The organism is Lentzea aerocolonigenes, assembly GCF_000955955.1.
Lineage (GTDB): Bacteria > Actinomycetota > Actinomycetes > Mycobacteriales > Pseudonocardiaceae > Lentzea > Lentzea aerocolonigenes_A.
Window position 1 is genome coordinate 15,120 of record NZ_JYJG01000299.1, and the last position, 16,222, is coordinate 31,341.

The 16,222-nt window shown below is 68.9% G+C and carries 17 protein-coding genes and 1 pseudogene; 9 read left to right on the forward strand and 9 right to left on the reverse strand.

The window, feature by feature from the left end:
• Window positions 1-223 precede the first annotated feature (223 nt).
• The gene (locus tag UK23_RS33930; RefSeq protein ID WP_231114808.1) at window positions 224-1,393 is read left to right on the forward strand and encodes a thiolase family protein; all 1,170 of its coding nucleotides are present in this window, start codon (window positions 224-226) and stop codon (window positions 1,391-1,393) included.
• Here the strand turns inward: UK23_RS33930 and UK23_RS33935 are convergent.
• Together UK23_RS33935 and UK23_RS33940 are read right to left on the reverse strand one after the other, a co-directional pair.
• On the reverse strand, window positions 1,377-1,850 hold the full coding sequence (locus tag UK23_RS33935; RefSeq protein WP_045315813.1) for a winged helix-turn-helix transcriptional regulator: 474 nt from the start codon (window positions 1,848-1,850) through the stop codon (window positions 1,377-1,379). The two genes, UK23_RS33930 and UK23_RS33935, sit on opposite strands and share 17 nt — an antisense overlap.
• A 30-nt stretch (window positions 1,851-1,880) precedes the next feature.
• Complete coding sequence (locus UK23_RS33940) at window positions 1,881-2,312, reverse strand: Lrp/AsnC family transcriptional regulator (protein ID WP_045315814.1); 432 nt, start codon at window positions 2,310-2,312, stop codon at window positions 1,881-1,883.
• Window positions 2,313-2,393: 81 nt separating this feature from the next.
• Here UK23_RS33940 and UK23_RS33945 point away from each other — a divergent pair, with 81 nt between their 5' ends.
• Window positions 2,394-3,836, forward strand: coding sequence for a pyridoxal phosphate-dependent decarboxylase family protein (locus tag UK23_RS33945; RefSeq protein ID WP_052685315.1), 1,443 nt, complete (start codon window positions 2,394-2,396; stop codon window positions 3,834-3,836).
• On the opposite strand, the gene UK23_RS33950 is transcribed toward UK23_RS33945, so the two are convergent.
• On the reverse strand, window positions 3,778-4,143 hold the full coding sequence (locus UK23_RS33950) for a DoxX family protein (RefSeq protein WP_045315815.1): 366 nt from the start codon (window positions 4,141-4,143) through the stop codon (window positions 3,778-3,780). The two genes, UK23_RS33945 and UK23_RS33950, sit on opposite strands and share 59 nt — an antisense overlap.
• 105 nt (window positions 4,144-4,248) lie before the next feature.
• Here UK23_RS33950 and UK23_RS33955 point away from each other — a divergent pair, with 105 nt between their 5' ends.
• The 3 genes from UK23_RS33955 to UK23_RS33965 are packed head-to-tail and all read left to right on the forward strand — an operon-like array spanning window position 4,249 to window position 7,332.
• On the forward strand, window positions 4,249-4,635 hold the full coding sequence (locus tag UK23_RS33955) for a winged helix-turn-helix transcriptional regulator (RefSeq protein WP_045315816.1): 387 nt from the start codon (window positions 4,249-4,251) through the stop codon (window positions 4,633-4,635).
• Window positions 4,636-4,654: 19 nt separating this feature from the next.
• Window positions 4,655-6,094, forward strand: a complete 1,440-nt coding sequence (locus UK23_RS33960) for an FAD-binding oxidoreductase (RefSeq protein WP_045315817.1) — start codon at window positions 4,655-4,657, stop codon at window positions 6,092-6,094.
• Window positions 6,091-7,332: a cation:proton antiporter gene (locus tag UK23_RS33965; protein ID WP_045315818.1), complete on the forward strand. Its 1,242-nt coding sequence runs from the start codon at window positions 6,091-6,093 to the stop codon at window positions 7,330-7,332. The genes UK23_RS33960 and UK23_RS33965 overlap by 4 nt, the downstream gene beginning before the upstream one ends.
• On the opposite strand, the gene UK23_RS33970 is transcribed toward UK23_RS33965, so the two are convergent.
• Window positions 7,310-7,939, reverse strand: a complete 630-nt coding sequence (locus tag UK23_RS33970) for a TetR/AcrR family transcriptional regulator (RefSeq protein WP_045315819.1) — start codon at window positions 7,937-7,939, stop codon at window positions 7,310-7,312. The genes UK23_RS33965 and UK23_RS33970 overlap by 23 nt on opposite strands.
• Window positions 7,940-8,074: 135 nt before the next feature.
• On the opposite strand from UK23_RS33970, the gene UK23_RS33975 reads away from it, so the two are divergent.
• Genes UK23_RS33975 through UK23_RS33985 form a run of 3 tightly spaced genes read left to right on the forward strand, consistent with a single transcriptional unit; the run spans window position 8,075 to window position 11,530 of the window.
• Complete coding sequence (locus UK23_RS33975) at window positions 8,075-8,878, forward strand: SDR family NAD(P)-dependent oxidoreductase (protein ID WP_045315820.1); 804 nt, start codon at window positions 8,075-8,077, stop codon at window positions 8,876-8,878.
• 1 nt (window position 8,879) lies between these two features.
• A complete protein-coding gene (locus UK23_RS33980) occupies window positions 8,880-10,001 on the forward strand; it encodes a DUF5938 domain-containing protein (protein ID WP_045315821.1) in 1,122 nt (373 codons plus the stop codon).
• Window positions 10,001-11,530 (forward strand): acyl-CoA synthetase, encoded by a 1,530-nt coding sequence (locus UK23_RS33985; RefSeq protein WP_045315822.1) that lies wholly within the window; start codon window positions 10,001-10,003, stop codon window positions 11,528-11,530. The genes UK23_RS33980 and UK23_RS33985 overlap by 1 nt, the downstream gene beginning before the upstream one ends.
• On the opposite strand, the gene UK23_RS33990 is transcribed toward UK23_RS33985, so the two are convergent.
• The 5 genes from UK23_RS33990 to UK23_RS34010 all read right to left on the reverse strand — a co-directional run bounded on the left by UK23_RS33990 (window position 11,523) and on the right by UK23_RS34010 (window position 16,060).
• Entirely contained in the window at window positions 11,523-12,620 is a 1,098-nt protein-coding gene (locus UK23_RS33990; RefSeq protein ID WP_045315823.1) for a zinc-binding dehydrogenase, read from the reverse strand. The two genes, UK23_RS33985 and UK23_RS33990, sit on opposite strands and share 8 nt — an antisense overlap.
• Before the next feature lie 154 nt (window positions 12,621-12,774).
• Complete coding sequence (locus tag UK23_RS33995; protein WP_045315824.1) at window positions 12,775-13,200, reverse strand: acyl-CoA thioesterase; 426 nt, start codon at window positions 13,198-13,200, stop codon at window positions 12,775-12,777.
• 71 nt (window positions 13,201-13,271) lie between these two features.
• Complete coding sequence (locus UK23_RS34000; protein WP_045315825.1) at window positions 13,272-13,784, reverse strand: hypothetical protein; 513 nt, start codon at window positions 13,782-13,784, stop codon at window positions 13,272-13,274.
• Window positions 13,785-13,827: 43 nt separating this feature from the next.
• The gene (locus UK23_RS49210; RefSeq protein ID WP_052685316.1) at window positions 13,828-15,018 is read right to left on the reverse strand and encodes a serine/threonine-protein kinase; all 1,191 of its coding nucleotides are present in this window, start codon (window positions 15,016-15,018) and stop codon (window positions 13,828-13,830) included.
• Window positions 15,019-15,100: 82 nt separating this feature from the next.
• Window positions 15,101-16,060, reverse strand: coding sequence for a helix-turn-helix transcriptional regulator (locus tag UK23_RS34010; RefSeq protein WP_045315826.1), 960 nt, complete (start codon window positions 16,058-16,060; stop codon window positions 15,101-15,103).
• Between the two features lie 53 nt (window positions 16,061-16,113).
• Between UK23_RS34010 and UK23_RS50740 the strand changes: the two are divergent.
• Window positions 16,114-16,222: pseudogene (locus UK23_RS50740) on the forward strand (RidA family protein); the annotation flags it as partial.

The following is a 16,222-nucleotide window of genomic DNA, read 5'->3' on the forward strand; positions in this document are numbered from 1 at the left end:
GCGGCGGTCCGTGACAACGTTGTCAACACTCGAGTCTCACGCGTCCCCAGCTTGGCAGTCCGCGTACTCACCGCCCACCGCCAAAAGCAGGCCGTCCAAGCCGTTGAATTCGGCCAACACTGAAGCTATGGAGACGATCCAACAGTCTGACTTTGCTCCAACTGAGCCAGGGCGTAGCCTGGCTATGCCTGACACTAGTCAGATGAGCCGAAGGGGACCTGCCGTGAGCACCACAGCCGTCATCGTCGACGCCGTTCGCACGCCGCTCGCCAAGGGCAAGCCCGGCGGCGCCTACTCCGAGATCCACCCCGTCGACCTGCACAGCACGGTCCTGAAGGCGCTCGTCGACCGCACCGGCATCGACCCGGCCGCGGTCGACGACGTGATCAGCGGCGCGGTCGGCCAGGTCGGCGAGCAGTCCGGCAACACCGCGCGCTGGGCCCTGCTCGCGGCCGGGTTCCCCGAGTCGGTGCCCGGCGTGACGGTCGACCGGCAGTGCGGCTCGAGCCAGCAGGCGCTGCACTTCGCCGCACAGGGCGTGATCGCGGGCGCGTACGACGTGGCGATCGCGTCCGGCGTCGAGTCGATGAGCCGGATTCCGATCGGGTCGCAGACGCTCGGCAAGGACTTCGCCGGGCCGAAGGTGCACGCGCGGTACAGCGAAGGCCTGGTGCCGCAAGGGATCAGCGCGGAACTGATCGCCCACAGGTGGAACCTGAGCCGCGCCCAGCTCGACGAGTTCTCCGCCGAGTCGCACCAGAAAGCGGCCACAGCGTGGAAGAACGGCTTCTTCGACGAGCAGATCGTCAAGGTCAACGACCTGGGCATCGACGAAACCATCCGGCCGGACACCACCACGGAGGTCCTGACCAAGCTGAGGCCCGCCTTCCGCGGCGAGCACTGGGAAGCACGGTTCCCGGAGCTGGACTGGCGCATCACCGCCGGCAACAGCTCACCCGTCAACGACGGCGCCGCGGCGGTGCTGGTGACGAGCGAAGAGGCGGCCAGGAACCGAGGACTCACCCCAAGGGCCCGCGTGCACTCGTTCGCGGTGGCGGGCGACGACCCGGTCTTCATGCTCACCGGCATCATCCCGGCCACCCAGAAGGTGCTCGCGAAAGCCGGGCTGACGATCCACGACATCGACGTCTTCGAGGTCAACGAGGCGTTCGCACCGGTCGTGCTCGCCTGGCAGGCCGAGACCGGAGCGGACCTCGCCAAAGTCAACGTCAACGGCGGCGCCCTCGCGATCGGCCACCCGCTCGGGAGCTCCGGCGCACGACTCATGACCACCCTGCTCAACAACCTCGAGCAGACCGGTGGCCGCTACGGGCTTCAGGTCATGTGCGAGGCGGGCGGGCTCGCCAACGCCACCGTCATCGAGCGGATCTGACCTCGACCGCCAGGCTCTCCGGCGCGACCGGCCCAACGGCCGGTCCGAACTGGACGGTCACGGGCTCGCCGGAAGAGGCCGACACCACCTGCAGCGGACCACCGTCGGGCTGCAGGTAGGTGTCGCCCCACTGCATCAGCGCGACGATCACCGGCAGCAACGCGCTGCCCTGCTCGGTCAGCACGTATTCGTACCGGGTCCGTGCGCCGGGCTCCCGGTACGGCCTCTTCTCGAACAGGCCGGCGTCCACGAGTTCCTTGAGACGCTTGGCCGCGACGGCCTCGGTGATGCCCACGCGCCGCACGAAACCGTCGAACCGCGTGGTGCCGTAGAAGGCCTCGCGCAGCAGGAGCAACGCGGACCTGGTGCCGATGACGTCGAGCGCCAGCGCGATCGAGCACCGCTCCGGCTGCCACTTGTCCAACGCGGCCAACGGCCCGCTCATCTGCATGGGCATATATCTGACTTTAGCAAACCATACCCAGGCTCACTTGGCCGTCTTCATCGGGAACTGGGAGTTCGTGCGCGCCACGCCGGGCAACCGCGTCAACGCGGACATGTAGAGCTGTTCATAGGCGGCGATGTCCGCGACGGCGACCCACAGGTGGTAGTCGGGCTGCCCGAACATCCGCGAGCACGACTCGACCGCGTCGATCCCGGCGATCTGCTCCTCGAACGCCTCGATCGTCGCGGTGTCCTGCGCGGCGAGGTCGATGTGCACGAGCACGCGGAAGCCGCGGCCGAGCGCGACCGGGTTCACCGCGGCGTGGTATCCGGTGATCACCCCGGCCTCCTCCAGCGCCCGCACTCGCCGCAGGCACGGCGACGGCGTCAGTCCCACCTTGTCGGCCAGCTCGGTGTTGGTGAGCCGGCCATCCTCCTGCAGGTGGTGAATGATTGCGCGGTCGATGCGGTCCATGAGCAGATCATGCCACCAGCTGGCTCATAGCCAGCACAATTAGCAATCGAATGCTCGCGCAAGTTCCCTAATCTGCTTGTCGTGAACGAACTCCTGCTGACCGACGAGGAACGAGACAGAGCGGGCACCCGGCTCCTCGCCGTGCTGGACGGCTACGAGCGCGGCCTGCGCAGGGCACAGGTTCTGCCGGAACCTGACCGCGCCAAGCTGACCGAACTGCTCAACACCCCGATGCCGGAACAGGGCCGAGGCGTGGACGCGGTGTTCGACAGCTGGGAGGACACGATCCTGCCCAACTCGACCGCCATCGCCCACCCGCGGTTCCTCGCCTACGTCCTCGGCCCGCCCCACGGCATCGCCCCGTATGCCGAGGCGGTGGCCGCCGCGCTCAACCAGAACTGCAATTTCTGGCAACTCTCCCCCGCGGCCGGCGTCGTCGAGCGGTCAGTGCTCGAGTGGCTCGCCCGAGTCGTCGGCTATCCCAGCGCCAGCAAGGGAATCCTCACCCGCGGCGGTTCGCTCGCCACCCTCCAGGCGATGGTCGTGGCGCTCAACGACCGCGTGCCCGGATTCCGGGAGAGCGGTCTCCAACGCGACGCGGCCCCGCTGGTCGTCTACACGTCCGTCGAAGCGCACCGCAGCGTCGACAAGGCGGCCGCGATCCTCGGCATCGGACTCGGCAACGTCCGCCACATCAGCACCGACGACCAGCGCCGCATGGACGTCCAGGCGCTCCGGCAAGCCATCGGTGACGACCGCGAGGCAGGGCTGCGGCCGTGGTGCGTCATCGCCACCTGCGGCACGGTGTCGACCGGCTCGGTGGACCCGCTCGACGCCATCGCCGACCTGTGCGAAACCGAGGACCTGTGGCTGCACGTCGACGGCGCCTACGGCGCGCTTTTCCTGCTCTCCGAACGCATGCGGGACCTGATGGGCGGCTGTGCCCGTGCCGACTCGATCACTCTCGACCCGCACAAGCTGCTGTTCGCCTCGCTGGAAGCGGGCTGCCTGCTCGTCCGCGACGGCACGAAGCTCCGGGACGCCTACGCGTTCGACTCCTCGTACCTGACGGTCGCCGACGACCCGCTGATGACCGACTACATGGACTACGGGCCGCAACTTTCCCGCAACTTCAAGGCTTTCAAGGTGTGGAGCGCGCTGCAGGCGTTCGGCGTGGAAGCCTTCCGCACCGCCAACGAACGCACTCTCGACCTCGCCCAGCGGCTCGCCCGAGGCATCGAGGCCACGCCAGGACTCACCCTGCTCGCACCCGTCACGCTGACGGCCGTGTGCTTCGAGGTGGCCGGAGCCGACCACACCGAACTGCTCAAGACCCTGGCGGCCGAGAACGTCGCCCTGCTCGGACCCGTTGTGGTGGCGGGGAAACGGGGCATCCGCGCGTGCGTCACGAACCACCGCACCACCGCCGCCGACATCGACCTCGTCCTCGGCCGCCTGCGTCAGATCAGCCCGCGAACCGCCCCACCGCGACGAACGCGGCCAGCAGCAGCAGAACCACGTTGACGGGCAACGACTTCGTCTCGCCGAGCTTCAGGTGCACCCGCGCCGCGAAGATCTGCACGATCACCAGGCCGACAGCCGCGATCGGAGTCAGAATCGGGGCGACACCGGTCAGCTGCGGCAGGACCAAGCCGAGCGCACCTGCCACCTCGACGGCGCCGATCGCCTTGAAGGCCCCGTCGGTCATGTCCTTCGCCCATGCCATACCAGAGGCCACCATCTGCTCACGCGGTCGCACGACCTTCATCAGCCCGGCCGCCAGATAGGCCGCCGCCAGCAGACCCTGCACCACCCACAGTGCGATGTTCACCGCATACTCCAATGCTTACGACTTGTGCGTAACCTGATGGTCTGTGAGTTTCGGAAACCTGCAAAAGGCACATCGATGTATGTGTCCAGGAAAGCGGGGTTACCTGTGACCGGCATCACCCGGACGCGGACCTGCCCGCCGCCGATGAACGACGGCGGCGCGGTCCGCGAGGTGTTCGACCGCATCAGCGACAAGTGGAGCCTGCTGGTCGTCGGCGCGCTGCGGGAAGGCCCGCTGCGCTTCGGCGAGCTGGAGAAGGCGATCACCGGCATCTCGCAGCGCATGCTCACCCTGACGCTGAAGCACCTCGTCCAGGACGGCCTGGTCAGCCGCACCGCGTACGCGGAGGTGCCGCCGCGCGTCGAGTACGAGGTGACGCCGCTGGGCAAGACGTTGGTGCCGCTGGTGATCGCTCTCGCCGAGTGGGCGATCGAACACCGTGACGAGATCAACGCCAACCGGAGGGGCGCGCTGCCACCCACCGGCTCCTGAACTACGGCATGATCGCCGCGTGGATCGTCGCAGGTTTCTGAAAGTCGCAGGGCTCGCGGGTGCCGGTGCCGCGCTCGCCGCCTGCACCGGCACAGCGCCGCCGAAAGATCCGGTCACCGTCCCGGCGTCCACTTCGTCCGTTCCTAGTGGACCGCCGAACTGGGACGCCCTGCGCGCCAGGATGTCCGGCCAGTTGATCCTCCCCGGCCAGGACGGCTTCACCTACCAGGGCTTCAACCCCGTGTGGGACAACCGCAAGCCCGCCGCCATCGCCAGGATCGCCTCCCCAGCGGACGTCCAGGCGTGTCTGGAGGCGGCCAGGAATCGCGTGCCGATCGCCGCCCGCAGCGGCGGCCACAGCTACGCCGGGTACTCCTCGCCCGAGAACGGCCTGCAGATCGACCTGCGCAAGCTCGCGACGATCGAGGTGCTGCCAGGTGACCAGGTCCGGGTCGGCGCCGGCGCCCAGCTCGGCGAGGTGTCGCGGGTGCTCGCCGCAGCGGGCCGCGCCCTGCCGACCGGCACGTGCCCGACCGTCGGCGTCGCGGGCCTCACGCTCGGCGGCGGCATCGGCGTGCTCGCCCGCAAGTACGGCCTGACGTGTGATCACCTCGTCTCGGCGACCGTGGTGACGGCGGACGGCACGCTGGTCACCACCGATGCCCAGCAGGAACCCGACCTGTTCTGGGCGTTGCGCGGTGGTGGCGGCGGCAACTTCGGCATCGTCACCGAGTTCGTGTTCAGCACGGTGCCCGCACCGCAGGTCACGGTCTTCTCGCTGCAGTACGACGCGGGTCCTACCGCGGACGTGCTCGGCGCCTGGCAGACCTGGATCGCCGAGGCGCCCGGCGAGATGTGGTCCAACGTCGTGATCCGCGGCGGCGCCCGGCCGACGTGCCGGGTCGGCGGTTGCTTCATCGGGTCCGTCGGCGAACTGGCTGCGCTCCTCAACGGCCTGCCGGCGCCCGCCAACCGGTTCATCGAGCCGAAGAGCTACTCCGAGGCCGTGCAGTACTTCGCGGGCAGCGGGATCGAGCACGAGTCGTTCGTCGCGTCGTCGCGCATCGTGCGCGAACCGATCAGCGACCCTGCCAAGGCCGTCGACCTGATGAACGGCCAGACCGACGAGTCGTACCTGATCTTCGACGGCCTGGGCGGCGCGATCGCCGCGGTCGCACCGGACGCCACCGCGTTCCCGCACCGCAGCGCCCTCGCGTCCGCGCAGATCTACTTCAAGACTCCGCCGGAAGGCGCGACGGACACGGCCCGGCGGATGGGCCAGGTCCGCGACGGCCTCGGCGACCTGGTCGGCGAGACCGGGTACGTCAACTACATCGACCCGCAGCTGCCGAACTGGGCGACGGCCTACTACAGCGGCAATCTCCCGCGGCTGAAGCAGGTCGCCTCGAAGTACGACCCCGACAAGGTCTTCGCGTTCGCCCAGGGAGTGGCCGCATGAACTCGTTGTTGCTCGCGGCGGCGTTCGCCATGGTCGTCCGCTCGCTGGCGGCGAACCGGCTGGACCGCTGGTACCTCGCCGCGCCGATCGTGATGGTGCTGGCCGGCGTGGCGGTCGGGCTGTCCAACGAGGGCTCCATCTCGGAGGGCCTCAACACCGAGTCGGTCCAGCACGCGGCGGAGATCATCCTCGCGGTGCTGCTGTTCGTCGACGCCACCGAGGTGCGCGCGGGCCGGTTGTGGGGTGCCTATCCCGGCCTGGTGGCGCGCGTGCTGCTGGTCGCCATGCCGGTGAGCCTCGCACTGGCCGCCGTCGTGGGCTGGCTGCTGTTCCCGAGCCTGTCGTGGGCGGCGCTGATCCTGGTCGCGTGCGTGACGGTGCCGACCGACTTCGCCCCGGCGGAACGAGTGGTGCGCGACAAGGCGCTGTCGGCGCGGGTGCGCAGCACGCTGAACATCGAGAGCGGCTACAACGACGGCATCGTCTCCCCGCTGTTCCTGTTCGCGCTGATCCTGGCCGGCGACTCCTCGCAGGAACGCACGCCGCTCGAAGCGCTCGCGACCGTCCTGCCGTTCGCGGTCAAGGCGATCGTGGCCGGTGTCGTGATCGGCGCGCTGCTCGGCTGGCTGATGGACCGGGCGCACCAGGCGGGGTGGGTGAACGACCAGTCCGCGCGCGTCGCCGTGCTGCTGGCGCCACTGCTGACCTACACCGCCACGGTCGCGATCGACGGCAACGGCTTCGTGGCGTCGTTCGTCGCCGGCATCGCTTTCCGTTACGTGCACCGGTTGCTGAAGGCCCGCCGAGTCCACAAGGGACGTTCGGAGGCCCGCTCTGACGCTCTCGACACCGACCTGCACCTGCTGGAGGACGTCACCGGCCTGCTCACCATGACCATGTGGTTCGTCGTGGGCATCACCGCCGTGCTGATCTTCTTCGACGGCGTCACCTGGCGGGAGGTGCTCTTCTCCGCCGTCGTGCTCACCGTCATCCGCATCGTGCCGGTGTTCCTCGCCTTCCTCGGGTCGAGGTTGTCCGGCCGCGAGCGCCTCCTCGTCGGGGCTCTGGGGCCGCGCGGCACGACGACGATCGTGTTCGGGTTGCTGGCGTTCAACAAGCTGCCGACAGGGGACGCGGCCAACCTGATCCTGACGATCACCGTGCTGTGCGTGCTGGGCAGCGTGGTGCTGCACGGCATCGGTGCGACCTGGCTGACTAGGCCACGAGCAGATCGATGACCCCGGGCAGTTCAGCTCGCAACGACGCGACCGTCTCGGCGTTGCCGCTCAGGTGGTGCAGCAGCGCGCGCTGGAAGATGCCGTCGAGCGTCACGTAGGCGGTGCCCGATGAGGCGGTCGGCGCGCCCTCGCGCAGTTCGGCGTAGCGGCTGATCACCCGCCACACCATGGCTTCCCGGTGTGCGTCGATCTCCAGCACGTCGGCGCGGAAGTACTCCTCGTACAGGCTCTGGTTGCGCAGGTCGTACCAGAGCCGGTGCAGGGTCGCGTCCTTCTCCAGCGTGTCGAAGAACATCGCCACGAACTCCTCGCGCAGCTGGTCCGCGCTGGTCGCGTGGGCGACGACCTCGTCGTACTTGGTCACGCAGACGCGCTCGTACTGGCGGACCGCCTCGACGATCAGGTCGCGCTTGTCCGCGAAGTAGTAGTGCAGGACGCCGTGGGAGAACTCGGAGTTCTGCGCGATCTCCCGCAGGCTCGTGCGGGCGTAGCCGAGCTCGGCGAGCGTGTGCAGCGTCGCCACGGCGAGCTCGGTCCGCCGGGCGTCGAACTTGTCGACCTGCCGGCGAGCGATCTTGTCCTGTTTGCGCTGGGCGACATCCGTCACACCGCAGATCGTAGCCCGGATTGCGACAACCGTTGACCGCTCGTCCAAAAAATCTTGGACAGTCGTCAAGATTTTCCTTGACGACTGTCAAGCTTTGATTAGGGTGTGAGCCAACTCACTTCAGGAGGCGACTCGATGACGAGCTATCAGCTGAGCGGACGAAAAGCACTGGTCACAGGCGGTGCACGCGGCTTGGGAGCGGGCATGGCGGAGGCGTTGTGCAAGGCCGGTGCGGCGGTCCTGATCGGCGACGTCCTGGAGGACGAGGGCAAGCAGACCGCCCAGGCCTTGCGTGACTCGGGCGCCACGGCGGAGTTCGTGCCGTTGGACGTCACCGACGACGCGAGCTGGGCTTCGGCGGTGAACACGGCGGTCGACGCGATCGGCGGGCTCGACATCCTCGTGAACAACGCGGGCATCGAGATCACCAGCCTGATCACCGAGCTGGAGACCGCCGACATCCGAAAGATGCTCGACGTCAACGTGCTCGGCACCGCGCTCGGCATGAAGCACGGCCTGCGCACGATGCGTCCCGGTGGCGCGGCCGGCAACGGCGGCTCGATCATCAGCGTCGCGTCCGTGGCCGCGACCATCGCCTTCCCCGGCATCAGCGTGTACTCGGCGACCAAGTCCGCCATCGACCGGCTGACCCGCGTCGCGGCCGCGGAGTCCGGCAAGCTCGGCTACGGCGTGCGCGTGAACTGCATCTACCCCGGTCTCACGCCGACCGCGATGGGCAACCAGCTGGCCGTGGACTGCGCCGAACTGGGGCTGTTCCCCTCGCCGGAAGCCGCTGCCGGTGCGGTCGTGGAGCTGACGCCGCTCGGACGGCTCGGGCAGGTCGACGACATGGCCGACGCGGTGGTGTTCCTCGCGTCCGACGCCTCGAAGTTCATCACCGGAGCGGGTCTTCCGGTCGACGGCGGGATGGGTATGTGACATGGCGAAACCTGTTGTCGTTTATGGAGCTTCCGGGTACACGGGCCGGCTGATCTGCGAGTATCTGCGCGAGTACGGAATTCCGTTCCTCGCGGTCGGCCGCGACGGCAAGCGCGTCAAGGAAGCCGTCGACGCGGTGCCCGGCATCGAGACCGTCGAGTACGAGGTGCTGGAGGTCGAGCACACCGAGGCGGCGCTCACCGAGGCCTTCTCCGGGGCGCGCGTCGTGCTGAACACCGTCGGCCCGTTCTCCCGCTACGGCCACGAAGCGGTGCGGGCGAGTCTGAACGTCGGCGCGCACTACACCGACACCAACGGCGAGCAGGACTGGATGATCGACGCCGAAGCGCGGTACGGCGCTTCGTTCGCTTCTCAAGGCTTGCTGATCTCTCCTGGCATCGCGCAGATGTACACGGTCGGCGAGATCGCCGCGCAGATCTGCCTGGAGCAGCCCGGACTGGACACTTTGGACATCGGCGTGTTCTGGAAGGGTTATCCCACGGTCGCTTCCACGAACACGATCCTCACGAACGCGGCGTTCGCCAAGGCGTACTACCTGGAGCAGAACGAGTACGTGGAATGGCCTGCCGACGCGGGGTTGTACGAACTGGTCGTGCCCGGCCAGCACGAACTGGGCCTCGCGCTGCCGTGGGGCGGCACGGCGCATCCGGTGTGGTTCAAGAAGGACCCGCGCGTGGCGTCGGTGCGGGCGCTCGGTGGCGTGTTCAACCGGCCGTTGATGCTCGGCGTGCCGCAGATCGTCACGGCAGCGCTTGACCAGATGCAGGGCAAGTCGGACGCGGAGAAGTACGAGATCGTCGACGCGTTCTCCGCGCAGGTGCGCAGTGAGATGCCACCGCGGGAGAACCCTCGGATCAACATCTCGCTCGACTCCGTGCACGCGTCCGGACCGCTCGGCCGCGCGCACTGCGTGATCCACGGCAACTGCAACTACAAGCAGACGGCGTTGCTGAACGTCCACGCCGCCGTGCACCTGTTGCAGGACGCACCACGCCGAGTCGGGTTCGCGTCGGGCTGCCAGGCGTTCGGGCACCGGGAGTTGCTGGGCGCGCTGCGCTCGTTCGGCCTGGTGCTCGACCCGATCGTCGAAGTGCACCGCTGATGCGACTCTCCGACTACCTGGACAAGGGCGCGTCGCTCGGAGGCGACGCGCCCTGCCTCACGATCGGCGGGGTGTCCTCCAGTTACGCCGAGGTGCGGCAGCGGTCTCGTGACATCGCGGGAGCGTTGCAGGACAGCGGAATCGCGCCAGGAGACCGTGTGGCGGTGTTGTCCGCCAACGATCCGCTGGCTCTCACGTGCGTCTTCGGCATCTCGCGGGCCGGAGCCGTGTGGTGCCCGGTCAACCCGCGCAACGAGGCGGCGGAGAACCGGGAGCTGCTCGACCTGTTCGGGTGCCGGTGCCTGTTCTTCCAGGAGAGGTTCGCGCCGCTCGTTTCCCGCATCCGGGACGAGCTGCCCGCGCTGACCAGGTTGGTGTGCCTGGACGGAGAGGCCGAGGGCGCGGTCACGTTCTCCGACTGGCTTTCGAAGCACGGCCGCGAGCCTTCGCCGGTGACCGTGGCGGACGACGATCTCTGCGTGCTGGCGGGAACCGGTGGGACGACCGGGCGGCCCAAGGGCGTGCGGCTGACCGGGCACAACCTGGAGACCGCGACCGCGCTGACGTTGATGAGCTACCCGTTCGGCGTCCGGCCCAGGTATTTGGCCCTCGCGCCGTTGACGCACTCGGCGGGCGTGCTGACGTTCCCGATCATGGCTTTGGGCGGCGAGACGGTGATCATGCCCGCGCCGGACCTCGGTGAGTTCCTCCGGCTGATCGAACAGCACCGGATCACGCACGCGTTCCTGCCGCCGACGGTGATCTACGGCCTGCTCGACCACCCCGCGCTGGACTCGACGGACCTGAGTTCGTTGCGCTGCCTCTGGTACGGCGCCGCGCCGATGTCCCCGGTGCGGCTCACCGAGGCGCTCCAGCGGATCGGGCCGGTCATGGGTCAGCTGTTCGGCCAGACCGAGGCACCGAACATGATCGCCACGCTCTCCCCCGCCGACCACTTCCTGCCGGACGGCTCGATCGCCACCGCCCGGCTTTCCTCGGCGGGGCGGCCGACTCCGTTGACGCAGGTCGCGATCATGGCTGCGGATGGTGCTTTGCTGGGAGCCGGTGAGCGCGGCGAGATCGTCGTGCGAGGCCCGTTGGTGATGGCTGGATACCACGAGAACCCCGCCGCCACGGCCGAGGTGAGCGCTTTTGGCTGGCACCACACCGGCGACATCGGCTACCTCGACGAGGACAACTACCTCTACATCGTCGACCGGGCCAAGGACATGATCATCACAGGTGGTTTCAACGTGTACTCGGCCGAGGTCGAGCAGGCGTTGCAGGCACATCCCGCGGTCCAGGACAGCGCCGTGGTCGGGCTGCCCGACGACAAGTGGGGTGAGCGGGTGACGGCCGTCGTGCAGCTGCGCGCGTCCGGGAACACGGACGCGGCCTCGCTGATCGCGTTCGTGAAGGAGCAGATCGGCAGTGTGAAAGCGCCGAAGCAGGTCGAGATCTGGCCCGACCTGCCGCGGTCCAAAGTGGGCAAAGTGCTCAAAGCCGAGATCAGGCAACGACTCACATGACGACGACCTGGCGCACGGCCTCGCCGGACGCCAGCCTGGCGAAGCCTTCGTTGATCTCGGTCAGCTCGAGACGGCCCGACAACAACCCGTCGACCGGCAGCTTGCCCGCGCGGTACAGGTCGATGAACCGCGGCACGTCCCGGCGCGGCACGCACGAGCCCAGGTAGCTGCCCTTGAGCGTGCGTTCCTCGGCGACCAGGTTCAGCGCGGGCAGGGTGACGGTCCGGTCCGGGTGCGGCAGCCCGACCGTGACCGTCGTGCCGCCGACAGCCGTTGCGGCGTAAGCCTGTTCGAGCACGGCCGCGACGCCGGTCGTGTCGATCACCTTGTCCGCGCCGCCACCGGTCAGCTCCCGGACGTGCTGGACGACGTCCGGTCCACCAGGGACTTCGTGCGTCGCGCCCAGCGTGAGCGCCAGCTGCCGTTTGTGCTCGACGACATCCACCGCGACGACCTGGGTCGCACCCGCCGTGATCGCCGCGAGCACCGCGGCCAGGCCGACGCCACCGAGCCCGAACACCGCGACCCTGTCCCCCGGCACCACCTGAGCGCTGTAGAACGCCGCACCCGCACCGGTCAGCACCGCGCACCCGAACAGCGCGGCGACGTCCAGCGGCAGGTCCGGCGGCACGCGGGTCGCCGACCGGTCGGAGATCACCGTGTACTCGGCGAACCCGGACACACCGAGGTGGTGGTGCGGCCGCGTGCCGTCCGGGAGCGTCCACCGGCGATGACCGCTCAGCAACGTGCCCTCGCGGTTCGCGGCGGCACCCGGCTCGCACAGCGCCTGGCGTCCCGACGAGCACGGCCGGCACGCACCACACGCGGGCACGAACGACAGCACGACGTGATCACCCGGCTTGAACTCGGCGTTCGGCCCGGCCTCGACGACCTCGCCCGCCGCCTCGTGGCCCAGCACCATGGGCAACGGCCGGATCCGCGAACCGTCGATCACGGACAGGTCGGAGTGGCACAGCCCGGTCGCGTGCACCCGCACCAGCACCTCGCCGGGACCGGGCGGATCGAGCTCCAGGTCGACGATCTCCAGCGGCCCGCCGACACTCGTGAGCACCGCACCACGCGTCTTCACGCCACCACCAGACCTTCCATCGCCGCACGCATCTCCGCCGGTCCAGCGACACCAGCCGCCACCGCACCCCGGACCCTCACAAGGCCACCAAGCCGTCCATCACCCCACGCATCCGCCGGCCCGGCGACACAGACCGCCACCGCACCCCGCGCCCTCACGCCTCCACCACCAGGCCTTGCATCGCCGCACGCAGACCAGCCGGGATCTCCACCGGCTTGCGGGTCGTCCGATCCACGAACACGTGCACGAAGTGGCCTTCCGCCACCACGTCGTCGCTGCCCTCGAGGAAGAACCCGACCTCGTACCGCACGCTCGACCGGCCGAGGTGCCCGACGCGCAGCCCGGCGTCCAGCGCGTCCGGGAACGAGACCGAGGCGCGGTAGTTGCAGTGCGACTCGACGCACAGCCCGATCTCCTGCCCGGCCTGGATGTCCAGCCCGGCCGCGATCAGCCACGTGTTGATCACCGTGTCCATGAACGCGTAGTGGACGACGTTGTTCACGTGCCCGTAGACGTCGTTGTCCGCCCACCGGGTCGGAATCCGCTGCCAGTGCCCGTAGCCGTCGCGCGAGGTGCTCACCGGCCCACGATAGTCATGCCCGAGCGGTGCGGATCAAGACCACGATGAGCATGAACCAGATCATCGCCGGCTCATCGTGACACTCCCCCGCTCTCCTGCTGGCGGAGGAACGCCTCCCTGATGTGGCCGGCCAGCACGGTCGCGCCGGCCGTGAACCCGTTGATCACGATCTTGCGACCGCCGATGAGCACGACGAGGAAACGGATGTCGCCGCCGAGCAGGCGGGCCAGCGCGGTGTCCTTGCCGGTGTCCATGACGGTGCCGATGTCGCCCCACGGCACGACGACGGACTGGTCGCGCCACGAGTGCACGAAGCCGCCCTCGTACAGCGCGAACCCCTCGTCGCGCCGCCGCACCGCCTGCACGGCGAACACGATCCCGAAGATCACCAGCCCCAGCCCGCTGCCGAGCATCGCGCCCACGACGGCCATGATGGCGCCGGGCCGGCCGTTCATGAAGATCAGCACTGCGAACGTCCCCAGCACCAGCAGGGGAATGCCGATCGCCATCAGGATCGACGCTTTGACGGCACGGCGGCGGTTGCTTGTCTCGTACCGCTCGACGAGAGGACCCAGCTCTGGCATGTGCGCGGACGCTAACCGCCAGGGCCGGGACCGGTCCCGAGCGTCAGAAGCCGCAACCCTCCTGCGACCACGAGTTGTCACTGGCGTTGCTGCCGTCCGCGCGCACGACCCGCACCTGCACGCACAGCGCGCCCGGCGCGTAGAGCTCGACCGCCGGGGAGTCGACGGTGCCGGACTTCAGGTCGTCGTTGGTGCGCCAGGCGAACTTGTCGCCCTGGGCCGGCGACGGGTAAGTCCAGGTGAACTTCAACGTCGTCGGGTTGACGCGGGTGACGGTGACCTCGGCCTTGCCGGTCGGCGCGCTCGCACCGTCCGCGGCGGCCTGCGGCTGCACCTTCTCGGGAGACTTGAGCTCCGAGTCGTCGGTGAGGAACAGGACTCCGCTGATGCCGAGCACGCCGGCGGCCACCGCGGCGGTCGCGTACACCGGCCAGCGCTTCCGCTTGGGAGCCGGAGCCGGCGGAGCGACGTGCACGGCCACGGCGTCCGAAGTGGACGGCAGGCCGGTCGGCTGCAGGATCTCCCGCAGCCGCAGGCCGAACTCCTCCGCGGACCGCGGGCGCAGCGCCGGGTCGGCCGCCATCGCCTGGTGCAGCAGGACTTCCATCTGCTGCGGAGCCCTGCGCGTTGGCGGCGGGTTGCCGCGCAGGACGCGGTGCTCCAGGGCGGCGTGCGAGTTGTCGCCGCGCGGCACCACGAACGGCGGGTGCCCGGCGAGCAGGTGCCACAGCGTCGCCGCCAAGGAGAACACGTCCGCCCGCACGCCGTGGGAGCCGCTGGTGAGCACCTCGGGCGCCGTCCACGGCAGCCGGTCGCGGCCGAGCACGCCGAAGTCCGTCAGGCACGCGTGGCCGCCCTCGTCGAGCAGCACGTTGGCCGGCTTCACGTCTCGGTGCACCACGCCCGCCTGGTGCGCGGCCTGCAACGCGTCCGCGAGCTGGATGCCGATCTCCAGCACCCGCTCGAACCGCAACGGCGCCAGCGCACCCGCGTCGCCGCCGGTGTAGTGCTTCATCACCAGGTACAGCAGTCCGGCGCGCGTGCGGCCGGCTCTGTGCACGGTGACGATGCCGGGGTGCCCGAGACCGAGCACGGTGCGCATCTCAGCCGCGCGTGCCGGGTCGACGAGCAGTTTCACCGCCACCTCGCCGCCGTCGTCGCGGTACAGGTGCACGTTCTTGCCGAGCGGTCGGACGTACCGGAATCCGGGGATCTCCGGTAACTCCTCTGTCATTCGCCACCTCTGTTGCCCACGACTGCGGTCAGGTGGCCCCGCCCACCTTCCGGTGACTGAGTAATCCACCTCAGCGCGACTGTCAACGGTCAACCACCAAGTGAGACGGCCGGTAGCGGGCAGCGATCGCCTCCGCGCGGTCGTGCAGAACGGTGCGCAACTCCTGGGGTGCCAGGACTTCCGCCTGCACACCAAGCTGCCACAGGGCCCACTCGGCGTGCCACAAATCTTGGAACATTGCTTCCAGCCGCAGCCAGCCGTCGTCGTCCTGTTCGGCCGCGCGGACGGCCACGGCCGTCCTCAGCACGTCGAGGTGCCGTGAGGGATTCACCCGCAACCGCACGGAGATGTGACCGTTCGACAGGAACTGCGCGCACCTCTCCTGCCACACGCGATCGAGGTCCACCTGGGGCGGACGCTCAGCAGGTTCCGCGAGTACTTCGGCCGCCAATACACGGGAAAGCCGATACGTCCGGTCGGCGCCGGAACGCGTGGCCAGCAGGTAGCCGCGGTCGCGCACGGTGACCAGTCCGATCGGGTCGACCGTGCGCCACTGCGGTTCCTGCTTCGAAGCCGCGTAGTGCAGGCGCAGCTTGTGTCCCGCGAGGACAGCCCTTCGTATTTCGGCTATCGACGGCACTTCCTCGGTGGCCGACCGCCTGGACAGCAGATCGGTGTCCGGCTCGACCAGGAATCGCTGCGCCGCGTCACGATGACTTTCCGGCAGTGCGTCGACGACCTTGCGCATCGCCGACGCCAGCGCGGAGCCGAGCCCGAACGCCTGCTCACGCCCCACCGTCAGCAACGCCAGCGCTTCGTCGTGATTGAGACCGGTCAGCTCCGTCCGGAAACCGGGCAGCAACGAGAACCCGCCGTTGCGGCCGCGATCGGCGTAGACCGGGACACCCGCGGCGGACAACGCCTCGATGTCGCGCAGCACCGTCCGCGTGGACACCTCCAGCTCACGAGCCAGCGCGGGAGCGGACAGCCGGCCGCGTTGGCGCAGCAGCAGTACAAGCGAGACCAAGCGATCGGCACGCATGGGTTCAAAATACGTGACACAGGATGTCGTGTATCGGCGACGAAGCTCCAGAAATGCACCTACGACGAACAGCGGTCAACCCCGTCGAGTGGTCCGCCGAACTGGGTTTCAACCAGGGCGAACTGGTGTCCGGGCACACCAGGACCCTGTACTGCTCCGGAC